The organism is Paenibacillus taichungensis, assembly GCF_003287275.1.
In the GTDB taxonomy this organism is placed as follows: domain Bacteria; phylum Bacillota; class Bacilli; order Paenibacillales; family Paenibacillaceae; genus Paenibacillus; species Paenibacillus taichungensis_A.
Genome location: NZ_QEVW01000006.1, coordinates 220,938 through 233,451 on the forward strand (window position 1 = coordinate 220,938; position 12,514 = coordinate 233,451).

General features: G+C 49.0%; 12 protein-coding genes. 6 read left to right on the forward strand and 6 right to left on the reverse strand.

What is annotated here, in order from left to right:
• Window positions 1–3 precede the first annotated feature (3 nt).
• The 3 genes from DC345_RS10245 to DC345_RS10255 all read left to right on the forward strand — a co-directional run bounded on the left by DC345_RS10245 (window position 4) and on the right by DC345_RS10255 (window position 2,649).
• Entirely contained in the window at window positions 4–678 is a 675-nt protein-coding gene (locus DC345_RS10245) for an alpha/beta hydrolase (RefSeq protein WP_113053001.1), read from the forward strand.
• Window positions 678–1,448, forward strand: coding sequence for a DODA-type extradiol aromatic ring-opening family dioxygenase (locus tag DC345_RS10250; RefSeq protein ID WP_113053002.1), 771 nt, complete (start codon window positions 678–680; stop codon window positions 1,446–1,448). Before DC345_RS10245 ends, DC345_RS10250 begins: the two co-directional genes overlap by 1 nt.
• 199 nt (window positions 1,449–1,647) lie before the next feature.
• Entirely contained in the window at window positions 1,648–2,649 is a 1,002-nt protein-coding gene (locus DC345_RS10255; protein WP_113053003.1) for a cation diffusion facilitator family transporter, read from the forward strand.
• 116 nt (window positions 2,650–2,765) lie between these two features.
• Here DC345_RS10255 and DC345_RS10260 read toward each other — a convergent pair whose 3' ends face one another.
• On the reverse strand, window positions 2,766–3,398 hold the full coding sequence (locus DC345_RS10260; protein ID WP_113053004.1) for an NAD(P)H-dependent oxidoreductase: 633 nt from the start codon (window positions 3,396–3,398) through the stop codon (window positions 2,766–2,768).
• A 134-nt stretch (window positions 3,399–3,532) separates the two neighbouring features.
• On the opposite strand from DC345_RS10260, the gene DC345_RS10265 reads away from it, so the two are divergent.
• The gene (locus DC345_RS10265; protein WP_113053005.1) at window positions 3,533–4,579 is read left to right on the forward strand and encodes an AraC family transcriptional regulator; all 1,047 of its coding nucleotides are present in this window, start codon (window positions 3,533–3,535) and stop codon (window positions 4,577–4,579) included.
• A gap of 186 nt (window positions 4,580–4,765) precedes the next feature.
• Window positions 4,766–5,266 carry an NfeD family protein gene (locus DC345_RS10270; protein WP_113053006.1) on the forward strand — a complete coding sequence of 167 codons (501 nt, stop codon included), beginning with the start codon at window positions 4,766–4,768 and terminating at the stop codon, window positions 5,264–5,266.
• A gap of 357 nt (window positions 5,267–5,623) precedes the next feature.
• Here the strand turns inward: DC345_RS10270 and DC345_RS10275 are convergent, their stop codons facing one another.
• Genes DC345_RS10275 through DC345_RS10290 form a run of 4 tightly spaced genes read right to left on the reverse strand, consistent with a single transcriptional unit; the run spans window position 5,624 to window position 9,407 of the window.
• Window positions 5,624–6,697, reverse strand: a complete 1,074-nt coding sequence (locus DC345_RS10275) for an ABC transporter substrate-binding protein (RefSeq protein WP_113053007.1) — start codon at window positions 6,695–6,697, stop codon at window positions 5,624–5,626.
• Entirely contained in the window at window positions 6,694–7,500 is an 807-nt protein-coding gene (locus DC345_RS10280) for an ABC transporter permease (protein ID WP_064641797.1), read from the reverse strand. The genes DC345_RS10275 and DC345_RS10280 overlap by 4 nt, the downstream gene beginning before the upstream one ends.
• Complete coding sequence (locus tag DC345_RS10285) at window positions 7,475–8,308, reverse strand: ABC transporter permease (RefSeq protein WP_024632841.1); 834 nt, start codon at window positions 8,306–8,308, stop codon at window positions 7,475–7,477. Before DC345_RS10285 ends, DC345_RS10280 begins: the two co-directional genes overlap by 26 nt.
• Window positions 8,298–9,407, reverse strand: a complete 1,110-nt coding sequence (locus DC345_RS10290) for an ABC transporter ATP-binding protein (protein WP_113053008.1) — start codon at window positions 9,405–9,407, stop codon at window positions 8,298–8,300. The genes DC345_RS10285 and DC345_RS10290 overlap by 11 nt, the downstream gene beginning before the upstream one ends.
• A gap of 215 nt (window positions 9,408–9,622) precedes the next feature.
• Here DC345_RS10290 and DC345_RS10295 point away from each other — a divergent pair, with 215 nt between their 5' ends.
• On the forward strand, window positions 9,623–10,936 hold the full coding sequence (locus DC345_RS10295) for an MFS transporter (protein WP_113053009.1): 1,314 nt from the start codon (window positions 9,623–9,625) through the stop codon (window positions 10,934–10,936).
• A 339-nt stretch (window positions 10,937–11,275) separates the two neighbouring features.
• Here the strand turns inward: DC345_RS10295 and DC345_RS10300 are convergent, their stop codons facing one another.
• Entirely contained in the window at window positions 11,276–12,481 is a 1,206-nt protein-coding gene (locus tag DC345_RS10300; protein WP_113053010.1) for a nitric oxide synthase oxygenase, read from the reverse strand.
• Window positions 12,482–12,514 lie beyond the last annotated feature (33 nt).

The window sequence follows — 12,514 nt, forward strand, 5'->3', positions numbered from 1 at the left end:
GCATTGAATTATTCATTGACTTACGAGGTTCGGCTTCCTTCCAATTACAATACAGAACAACAATCCCCCGTCATTTTTGCCCTGCATGGCATGGGTTCAGATGAACAGGATATGCTTCGTTTACTGGAGCCTCTTCAGTCCGATTTTATTATCGTCGCCGTACGTGGGCCCATTGTTCAGGGTAGTGGCTACGCCTATTTTCAAATTAAAAGCATTGGCAATCCCGTCCGTGAGTTGTTCGACGCCTCTGTTAAGGGACTGCAACAGCTAATGGTTGACCTGTCCGCTCAATATGCCATTGATCCCGCACGGCGTTACATCGCCGGGTTCAGTCAGGGAGCTATTATGGCGATGACGCTCTCGCTAATCATGGGAGATGCAATCAAGGGAATTGTGGCCATGAGTGGTTACATTCCGCAATTTGTGAAGGGCGAATACAACATACAGCCCAACTCGGAGTTATCTGTATTTATTTCGCATGGTGATCAGGATCATCTCTTCCCGCTGCAACTTGGTGAAGATAACGCCAGCTTTTTCCGTGAACAGACCAATAACGTTACGTACATTCCATATCACGGTGGACACCAAGTCACCCCCGACTTATATCAACAATTTCAACAATGGCTTCGGACGGATGCCAAGCTGACTGCCGAAGAACCGAAAGGACTGAATTCATAATGATGCCATCCCTGTTTATCGCTCACGGTGCACCATCACTCGCACTGGAGGAAAATGCATACACTGAGTTTCTGCAAAAACTTGGACAGGAACTGCCGAAGCCCAAAGCGATCGTATTGTTCTCAGCTCACTGGGAATCCACAACTCAGTTGGTTTCTTCAGTAGCCAATTACGAGACCATCTATGATTTTGGCGGCTTCCAGCCCGAGCTGTATCAGATCAAATATCCTGCCCAAGGGCATGAAGAGACAACCGCGGAGATTCAGCGCCTGTTCGCGAATGCTGGTATTCCGGTAGAAAGTGACTCCGTTCGTGGCCTGGACCACGGTGCGTGGGTCGTCCTTCGTCTGCTATATCCAAATGCGGATATTCCGGTCGTTGCATTATCCGTGAATCGATATCTGTCCAATGAACAGCAATATCAGGTAGGCCAAGCGCTGGCTACATTGCGTGAGCAGGACGTTCTTGTGATTGGCAGTGGAGGAACGGTACACAACCTGCGTCAGTTAAACTGGGAAAGCGCAGGCGTTGATCCTTGGGCCATGGCGTTTGACAACTGGCTGCAAGACAAGCTGGTGAGCTGGGATACAGAGTCCCTCTTCGCCTATGACAAGCTGGCACCATCAGCTCAAGCAGCCGTGCCTACGCCAGAGCATTTTGTACCATTGCTGCTCGCCATGGGTGCGGGAGATCAGAACAAGCAGGCATCACTCCTGTTCAAAGCCTATCAGTATGGCAACCTGAGCCTGTCATGCTGGAAATTTGATTGATCCGTTGATATAACACCTTATATAAAAATAACCAGACACTCGTGCGAGCTCGCACGGGTTTTTGTAGTGATATGACCTTTTTCGCATAATGCTGGGAGTTGTAAAGCAAGCTATAATAACATTTAGTGGAAATGACCAAGCTGTAATTAAGGAATACTCTTTCTACACCTATCACATCTTTCTGGGAGGAACATTCGAAGTGGCTGAACAACCAAAGTCTGAGAGCTTAATGTCTCTCGTCAAAAAGGGGAACACATCCTCAGCCGTAGCTATGGCAGGAAATGCCGTACTTGCACTGTGCAAAGGAGGAGCCTTTCTATTCAGTGGCAGTGGCGCCATGTTCGCTTCGGCGATGCACTCTTTGGCCGATGCCATCAACCAAGGGTTTGTCTTTGTCGGGAGTGTGTTGTCCGAGAAAAAACCTACACGCCGCTTTCCGACCGGATTCGGACGGGTCATCAACATTTTCTGTATGATTGCCGTTATCGTTGTTACCATCATGGCGTATGAAACGATACATGAAGGGATTCATCTGTTACTGCATCCGGCTGCTCATTCCGGTGGTATCTGGATTAACATCGGCGTGCTGGTGCTTAACATTGTGATCGATGGAGCCATTTTGATTAAAGCGATGAAAGAAATTCTACACGAAGCACGCGCGCCCAAAGCATCAGGCCTCGCCCTGTTCCCTGCTGCGATCAAAAATGTAGGACGCGCCGCACCGCCAACACGCCTTGTATTTTACGAAGATATTGTAGCGGTACTCGGTGCGACACTCGCACTGATCTCTGTCGTCGTCATTGCACTGACCAATTTTGCATTGCTCGATGGAATCGTGACGACCATTATTGGATGCCTGATGATCGCTGTCGCTTTCCGTGTAGGTTATGACAATATGATCGGACTGATTGGTGTAGCGGCTCCACAGGATGTTGAGGATAAAGTATCCCAGACCATTCTGGCAGACTCTCATGTTGCAGATATCCAGATGATGCGCATTATTCAGGAAGGTCGTTATTACCACGTTGAGGGTCTCATCGAACTGACCAAAGGCTTGAGCCTTGCCGATGCCGATGATATCAAGTTCCGTATCCAGGAAAAGTTAATGACAGATCCCGACATCGCCGATGCGGCAATATCGATTATCGAAGATGATGGCGTGAACAGCTGGAGCAAGAAGCATTCTGATGTGGTGAAATAAAGGTATGCCCCCTTTTATAAAAGTTAAAAGAAGCCTACTCTTCGCGGAGTGGGCTTCTTCACATAGCAAAGCAACGTGACATAGCTAATATAACTACATGGCTACTAAAGGCTGGGCTAAACTTGTTGGTTGGGATTCGCTGACTGACCAGCATGGGGTTTAGTTCTGGCACTTTGCTTCATGCCCATCTCCATCAATTTATCCAGCCATTTCAGGCGGAACGCCTCAGTGGAGCCTTTGATTGGACTAATCTCGGTTATACGTACCGGGGAGACCCCGCAGAATTTGAGAATATTGGATTTCATGACCCGATGCCCTGCATGTCTGTAAATGAATCGATTGTACCAGCGTGGTGTGTCCATGGTCACAATGATGTGGGCAGACCTTCCTTTCAGCAATTTGTCCCATAGGGGCGAGTCCTCCCGATCTTTCATCGCGAATCCGGGCAAAAATACCCGATCAATAAACCCTTTCAAAATTGCAGGCATCACTCCCCACCACGTCGGATATACAAACACCAGATGGTCCGCCCATCGGATCAATTCCTGAGCTCTCACCAAATCAGGTTCCAATTCCGTCCGCTGCCGGTACCCGTACTGAAGATTCGGATTAAACTGAATATGGCTCAGGTCGATCAGCTCCACAGAACTGCCCGATTGTCGGGCTCCTTTTACATAGGCTTCTGTTAATGCTTTGCAGTAACTTTGCGGATCAGGATGACCGTTAATCACCAGAATATTAGATTTCATACATCTGTTCCTCCTGTATAATAATGTTCATGAAGGCCGAAGAAGCTGGCATATCACAAGCATAGAATGAACGCATACATAAACAAATGATCAACGACGCCGAAACATTGCTGATTCGCGCAAAAGGGGGTAGCATGAACAACCATAATCACGGTGTGTCCATTTCCATGTTGTATCCAATTATGAAGACGCTGGTGAACAAAGGGTATGAATCTGAAGCGTTTTTCGAGTACGCAGGCTTAGATCCTGCTATCATGAAAAATCCGGAAGCACGTATTCCAGTTGAAGAGTTGGAACGGATTATGCAGTATGCTGCCAGATACTCGGATGATCTGTATTTTGGATTGAACCAGGGACAACTGCTGGACTTTGCGGACCTTGGCCTCCCCGGTTACGTCATGATGCATTCCAAGACGATTGGAGATGCCCTCGCTGCTTATCAACGATATAACATCATTCTATATAGTGGATTTAATCTGGATTGGAAAGTAGACGGAACGGATCTGATCCTTCAATTGTCCTTGCAGCATTCGGAGAAGCAGATGTCCCGTCATTGTGTGGAAGATATGGCTGTCTCGATGGTGTATTTGATCAGCAAACTGGCGAATCGCCGGGTGGAGTTAAAGGAGGTGCGATTCGGTCACCAGGCCCCCGAGACTTCAAACGATCTATCTCCTTATGTTGACATGTTCGGAATAAAGCCGAGATTCGGGGATACCCGTACGCTCCTGCGAATGCACAAGGATATTCTGGATCAGCCCGTATTATATTCGGATGCAAGAATGCTGAAGGTCTTTGAAACCATGGCTCAGGAAAGCAAAGACGAGCTTCATTCGTCTCAACCGTTCTCCAGCAAAGTAAGCCGGTGGATGACTGATAGCCTTCCAACCTTCTTTCCCACATTACAACACACCGCAGAGCATCTGGGCGTGAGCATTCGCACACTTCAGAGCCGGTTGCGTGAAGAAGATACAACGTATCATGAGATATCCGTTCAGGTACGTAAGTTACTGGCCATGCGATATTTGCAGAAAGGTACCTATTCGGTAGGGGATATTGCCTATGCCTTGCATTTTTCGGAGCAAAGCGCGTTTCAGAATGCCTTCAAGAAGTGGACCGGACAGACGCCCGGGCAATACCGTTCGAGTCTCAAACAACCCATGCAGCCCGTGGCTGAATAATTCCGAATCCAATCCTTCTAAAGGGAAATATGGATTGCATGTTTTGAACCTAGACTTTAGTCTAGGTTCAGTTTAACTCCAAAGACCGAGGAACCCCTTTTGCGGTTCATGGTATGCTGTGAATAACGAGAAAACATACTCCATGACCGTTCGGGAATTGATCTTGTATTGAAAAGGAGAGATATCATGGCTAAACGCACCATTCTTGCGCCTGTGCTTATTTTGCTCGGCGTGTACCTGATTTTGAACCAGGGAGGTTCACTCGGTCCGGGTACAATCTTCGCCACGTTCTGGCCCACCCTCTTTGTGATTCCACTGGGGCTATTCTTCCACTGGCTCTACTTCTCCATGATTGGACGAGGGGTCGGATTGCTGGTTCCCGGGGGCATCTTGCTTACGGCAGGTATTGTCAGCCAGATCGCCATGCTCTTCGGTAACTGGAGCACCATGTGGCCTGGCTTTATTCTTGCGGTAGCCGTAGGTCTGTTTGAACTGTATTGGTTTGGTGGCCGTAACAAATGGTTGCTGATTCCGATCAACATTCTGACGGTGATTTCCTTGTTGTTCTTCTCCGTCATGTCGATTGGCACGATGCTTAACAGTCTGTCCTTTGTCCAACCGTTCGTGGCGATTGTGCTGATAATGGGCGGGGCATGGATCATTGTGGGTCGCAAAAAGCGCATGTAAATCTTATGTCGTTTACACTTGACCACTGCGGTGACAGAACAACTTCGGATCGCTGTTATCCCCAGATTTTTTTGAATCCCATCTAGAATGGGAAAATTTGGGGATAAAGGCGCACGCTTCGCTTCCTTCGTTTGTTCTGTCTCCTCCGTTAACGTGTAAATAAGGATAAGACAACCTACCTGAGCTATTTGCTCTGAAGCAGGGTAAAAATATAGGGGTGCAGCTCGTCATTCAATTGAAATGACGAGCTGCACCCCTATTTATTCTAACGAACTGTACATGCGCTTTTGGTGGTCATTAACTCCCATTGGAGTTTTAGAGAATTAGAAAGACGCTGTACATCTCACTCGAATACCTTTATTTACTATGCATTTTAAATTCGAGGAACAAATCATTATAATGCGAGAGCATTTTTTTGCCCAGATTATTGTACACTTCCAGCTTGCCCGTCAGCGTCTCATCTGGATAAAATCGCTCATCCTCTGAAATATCCTCCGGAAGCAACTTCAATGCCTCGGCATTCGGTGTAGAGTACCCGACATATTCAGCATTACGAGCCGCATGATCCGGGTCCAGCATGAAGTTGATAAACTGATGAGCGCCTTCAATATTACTCGCGGTCTTCGGAATAACCATGTTATCGAACCAAAGGTTCGAGCCTTCCTCAGGAACCACGTAATCCAGCTTGTCATTCTCATCCATAATTTCTGAAGCATCCCCGGACCATACGAGTCCGACCGCCGCTTCCTCATTTGCCAGCAGCATTTTGATCTCGTCTCCGACAATCGCTCTGACGTTAGGCGTGAGGTTGGACAGTTTCTTCAAAGCTTCCTGCAGATGGTCTTCATTCGTATCGTTCAACGAATACCCGAGGCTGTTCAGCCCCATGCCGATGACTTCACGGGCACCGTCGAGCAGCAGGATTTGATTTTTCAAACGTGGGTCCCACAGGTCATTCCAGCTCTCGAACGTTAACCCATCAACCAGTTCAGGATTGTACACAATCCCCACTGTTCCCCAGAAGTAAGGGATGGAATACTTGTTGTCCTCATCGAAGGAAAGGTCCATAAACCGCGGATCGATGTTGCTCAGATTGGGCAGCTTGCTGTGATCCAGCGGAATGAGCAGATTTTCCTCTTTCATTTTGCTAATCGCATACTCGGAAGGAATCGCCACATCAAACGTCGTTCCGCCCTGCTCAATCTTGGTTAACATCGCTTCGTTCGAGTCAAACGTCTGGTAGATCACCTTGATGCCGGTCTCTTGCTCAAACTCCTTCAGCAAATCCGGGTCGATATAATCGCCCCAGTTGTAAATCGTCAGCGTGTTGCCGCCGGAATATCCCTGACTCTTGTTCAGGTACGAAGCGAGAATCATCAAGGCAAAGGCAGCCACAAATACAATCGCAAATGTCCGAACCAGTTGCTTCATGGACGCAGCCCCCTTCCCGCAGGCGTACGCGCGGCACGGCGGTTAATGAAGTAATACCCAACCACCAGCAGCACCGTCAGCAGGAACAGCAGTGTCGACAGCGCATTGATGGACAATGACACGCCCTGCCTTGCTCTTGAATAAATCTCCACCGAGAGTGTGGAGTATCCGTTACCCGTGACAAAGAAGGTTACCGCAAAGTCATCCAGCGAGTACGTCAATGCCATGAAGAATCCGGCAAAAATACCCGGTTTAACGTATGGAAGCACGACTCGAGTCAGGATCTGCCATGATCCAGCACCCAGATCGCGCGCCGCATCCATCAAGGTCGGACTCATCTCCTGAAGCTTGGGCAGTACCATAATTACGACAATCGGCACGCTGAATGCGATATGAGACAACAGTACCGAAGTGAATCCAAGCTTGATGCCAATCATGGTGAACAGAATCAGAAAGGACGCACCGATGATGACATCCGGACTAACGATCAGCACGTTATTGAGTGACAGCAACGTATTCTTGGTCCGTTTGCGCCGCACATGATAGATCGCCAGTGCCCCTGCCACACCGAGCATCGTCGAGATCGCCGAAGACAGAAGCGCGATAATAAACGTATTCAGTACAATGATCAGCAGCCGGGTATCGGCAAATACTTCCCTGTACCATTCCAATGTAAATCCTTCGAAGCCGCGCATATGCCCGCCACTATTGAAGGAATAGAAGATCAGATACGCAATCGGTGCGTACAGTATGGCGAATACAACGGCCAGATAGACGTTAGACAGCTTTCCGTTTCTTCCCATTACGCACCTCCTTCTTGCCTGATCCAGTCAGGAACATAATGATCGCCATCGCAATAATCAAAAAGACGGCAATCGTCGAACCCATCCCCCAGTCCTGGGTGACGAGAAAATGCTGCTCAATCGCTGTTCCCAGTGTAATTACCCGGTTCCCCGCAATAAGGCGGGTAATCATGAACAAGGATAGCGCCGGAATAAATACGGCCTGACAGCCGGATTTCACTCCGCTGAGCGTCAGCGGGAAGATAACCCGGCGGAACGTCAGCCATGATGATGCCCCGAGATCCCGTGCTGCATAGATCAGCGATGGATTCATCTCTTCCAACGCGTTGAAGATCGGCAGGATCATGAATGGAATGAAGATGTACACCGAAACAAAGATAAAGCTGAAATCGGTGAACAGAATCTGTTGTGTGCCAATGCCCACCACTTCAAGCAGGGAATTGGTCAAGCCATACGTGCCGAAGAGGCCGATAAAGGCGTACGCTTTTAACAACAGATTGATCCAGCTTGGCAAAATTATAAGCAGCAGCCACAGCTGCTTGTGCTTTGTACGAGTCAGTAAATACGCCGTCGGATACGAGACCAACAGCGAGAACACCGTGATCAGAAATGCATACCAGAACGAGCTCAGGGTCATCTGCATGTACACAGGTGTAAAGAACCGAGCGTAGTTACCCAGCGTGAAATTGCCCTCCACATCGAAGAACGAGTAATACACGACCAGCAGAACCGGAGCAACTACAAACAACACCATCCATAATACATATGGAATCAGATACGCATTGCGTGTACTCGCCTTAGTCTGCATGAACGGCCTCTTGGTAGGCTTCCAGACGTTTATCGAACTCTTCTTCCGTCTCGTTAAAGCGCATGACGTGGATGGCTTCCGGGTCAAAATACAGTCCAATACGAGCGCCTACGACGGCTTTCTTCGTGGAATGCACCAGCCACTCATTGCCCGCATCATCGTAGGTCGATATCTCGTAATGCACCCCACGGAACAGCTGGGAGTCCACCTTGACCTGCATCTTGCCCTGTTCCTCGGTTGTAATCTCCATATCCTCTGGACGAATCACAATCTCAACAGGCTCGTCCCGCTGCAAACCCTGATCGACACACTCGTACTCTGCGCCAGCGAATTCCACCACAAAGTCCTGCTTCATTTTGCCGGATACAATGTTCGATTCACCAATAAAGTCCGCCACAAAACGGTTAATCGGCTCATCATAGATATCATTCGGTGTGCCGCTCTGTTGAATAACGCCGCCGTTCAGGACAAAGATCTCGTCCGACATCGCCAAGGCTTCTTCCTGATCATGCGTGACAAAAATAAACGTAATGCCCAATCGCTGTTGCAGCTCGCGCAATTCATACTGCATTTCGGTCCGCAGCTTCAGATCGAGCGCCGATAACGGCTCGTCCAGCAGCAAAATTTCGGGTTCGTTCACAATCGCCCGCGCAATCGCGACGCGCTGCCGTTGTCCGCCGGACATCTCGCCAATTTCACGGTTTTCATAACCGGAGAGATTGACGAACTTGAGTGCTTCCAGCACTTTGCCGCGAATTTCAGCGGTTTTCATTTTTTTGATCCGCAAACCAAAAGCTACGTTCTCAAAAACGTTCAAATGTGGAAATAACGCGTAATCCTGAAATACGGTATTCACCTGCCGCTGGTGAGCCGGCACTTGGTTAATCAGTGCACCGTTAAAATAAATACTGCCCTGTGTCGGCTCCGCAAAGCCGGCGATCAGGCGCAATATCGTTGTTTTCCCGCAGCCTGACGGGCCGAGTAGCGTATAAAATTTACCCCGCTCAATCTCGAAGCTGACTTCCTTCAATACGGCTTCATCCTGATCGTATTGCTGGGTCACCCGGTCGAACCGGATAATCGGTTGTTGTTCTGACATGCTTCATTTCGCCCCCTTTAAACTTGAGGTATACCTTGAGCCTGTACACTTCTATTCATGCATGCTTCATTACAAATCCCATCTATTATATATGATTCAGCTATATCCGCAATGGTTTTGATGTAAACGCCATGTGTTATTTCTTCTTATTCTCACAAATACAGCATACATTACGGGTATATGTCGATATCTACGCATCCAAGTAGAGCGATTTCATGAGGATTTCGGAATCAAGTCATGTGAAAGGAGTCCTGTTCGTGGACATTCGCCGCAACCTGCCTTTGCTGATGATCATTTGTTTTCTGAGTCAGATGGGCGGTTTCATGATCCTGCCCCTGTTCCCTTTGTTTATTGAGGAATTCGGCCTGTCCGGCTGGATGATGGGGGTTATTTTTGCACTCTTTTATGTCGGCAAAGTCATTGGCGGGGTGCCCGCTGCGGCACTCTATCGGAAAGTTGGGGGAAAGCGGGCACTTATTGCCATGCTGCTGCTGCTCGCTGTTTGTATGGGTGGTTTCGCTGTATCTTCTGCCGCGCTCGTATTCGGCCTGCTGCGGCTGCTGCAAGGGCTCGCTTCTACCGGACTTACGGTCGTCGTACGTTCCATCATTGGGGATGAAGGGAATGTCGACAATCGGGGGCTGTACAACGGTTATATCAGCAGCAGTGAAGGCGGAGGCATGGTGCTGGGTCCGGTCATCAGCGGCTGGCTCTCGTTGCATTGGCCGTTGTCGGTGCCTTTTTTACTCGTGACCGTGTGCTGCCTGATGGCTGTGGTTGCGGCAATGGGGATGAAGACAACAGCAAAGCCCAATCCTGTATCTGAAAATGTGGTGGACGGTCACGCCTCAAACGAGTCTCCAACGGATGCCGAACCAACGCAAACGCCTGCGGATTATACAGTTTCTCCAGTAAACGCTACTCCTAGCCCAACCACTCCTGAACCGTCCACCGGACTTACCCGGAGGCAGCAACTGATTGGCTACGGTACGGTTCATTTCCTGGAGATGAGTGCGTATGCCGTGTTTCTGACTTATTTTGCGTTGTACGCGGCTCATATCATGCACTGGGACCCGTTTGCGATCAGTCTTGCCTTTACCGTCGTTGGTATCTCTACACTCGCGGCTGCTCCGGTAGCCGGTTACCTGTCTGATCGGATGGGTGATCGTCTGCTTCTCTGTATGTTCGGCATGCTGATGATTGGCATCGAAGTGGTGGTTTTTCTGAGCACATCTTCATATGTGCTGGTTTACGTGGGTATGCTGATCGGCGGTGTAGGCGGTGCATGTTACATGGATTCGTTCTTTGCTCATATCGGGGATCATATCCCGGACGAGGGCAGGAGCTCCGTCATAGGCAAAATTGTCTCTGTGGCAGAGATCGGCTCGATCGTGTCCCCTCTGGTGGCTGCGCTGCTTGTGGAGCATGGATCGCTGTATACCGTGTTTGTGTTCAATCTGCTCCTGATTGCTGCTGCGATTGCCGTACAGGCAGTGATGCGCAGCCGTTACAGATCGAAACGAGTTTAAATGCACAAGACTGCCCACATCAGTGGGCAGCTTCCATTCATTTATTTACTCCTAATAAAGTTGCTATATGTAGTGCATTTTCTTCAATTTTACTTTTTAGATAAGGATCTGTGTTCTCAGGCAATTCCGTCGGCTTGTAAAACTTCGCTTCAAGAACTTCCACCCCATCGGGCTTTAGCTCGCCTTCGAACTCCGTGCATGGCTAACCCTCCTATATTAAGTCATGATCCTCATTATAGAAGTTCAATTAATTTCCATATAGAGAAATAATATTAAGCTTTATTTCCTATTTTAGAGTCTTTGGTTTGATGAAAAAACAAAAAACAACCCGTTCGCACATTAGTGTGCAAACGGGCATTTCATTGGTGAGTTCTCAACCTGAGGCTGCTCATCCCCCTCGGGTTGTTGTTTCCCCCTGTCCAACCGTTCAGCTTCCGATTTCTCTATATCTGGTTTGTAGGAATGATCTCCATAGAAAAAGTTGGGCTTCACAATCTCATTGCGATAGGAACTGTGGAAAATATGCGTCGTTGCCGGAGACACCGGCGGAATCAGCCAGACCCAATCACCTGTCAGCTCGCGCCCGGCCTTCTCCTCCCGCTGCTCAAACAAGGCAAATTGCGCTGCCGCTGTGTGATGATCCACAATGCTGACGCCTGCTTTCTTGAACGAATGCAGAACAGCTACATTCAGCTCTACCAATGCTCGATCCTTCCAAAGTGTCGTTTCACTCGATGTATTCAGGCCAAGTGCTGCCGCTACCACTGGTAGTTTATTATACCGAAACGTATCTGCCAGATTGCGTGCGCCAATCTCAGTTCCCATATACCAGCCGTTGAATGGGGCTGCCGGGTAGGATATGCCGCCAATCTCCAGCCGCATATCGGCAATCATCGGCACACCGTACCAACGCATGTCCAGTTCAGCAATCTCGGGACGTTCCGGGTGTTCGATCCTCACTTCCACGATGTCTTCCCCGGGCACAGGATACCACTCTGGAGCTTGTCCCTGAGCCTGGATAATCAATGGCAGCACATCATAAGGCGTACCTTCCCCCTGCCAGCCAAGCGACATTGCTGTCTTCGTAAGCTCAACAGATGCAGGATCGCCTACAACGCCTTCCGTCGTCTCATATCCGGCATAACGGATCAACTGGTGATTCCAGATCCGCACGGGGGCTCCCTTCGGACCGTCCGGTGGAAGGATCGTAATCATCGGTATGATCTTGCCTCCGTTAGAGGCCGCTCGAATGTGCTTCATCACAGCATCCGCTGCCGTTCCAACCGTATCTGCATGACGTGCATCAACGATGCGCAGTTTATCCCAGAACAGCCGCCCGATGCAGCGATTGCTATTCCGCCATGCCATTTTACAGCCATTCTCCAGTTCATCCGCAGTATGCACATATGTGCCTGTGTGCTCAATCTCGTTCAAAACTGCAACAAGCCGGGCCTGCGCGTCTTCACGCGAATGGCCCAGCTCTTCATAACATTTATATATAAACCGTTCAGCTTCATCCCGCAGTTCATCCAGGTCTTTCCGCATTAATCACTCCACCAATCTATACATCTTGAATGC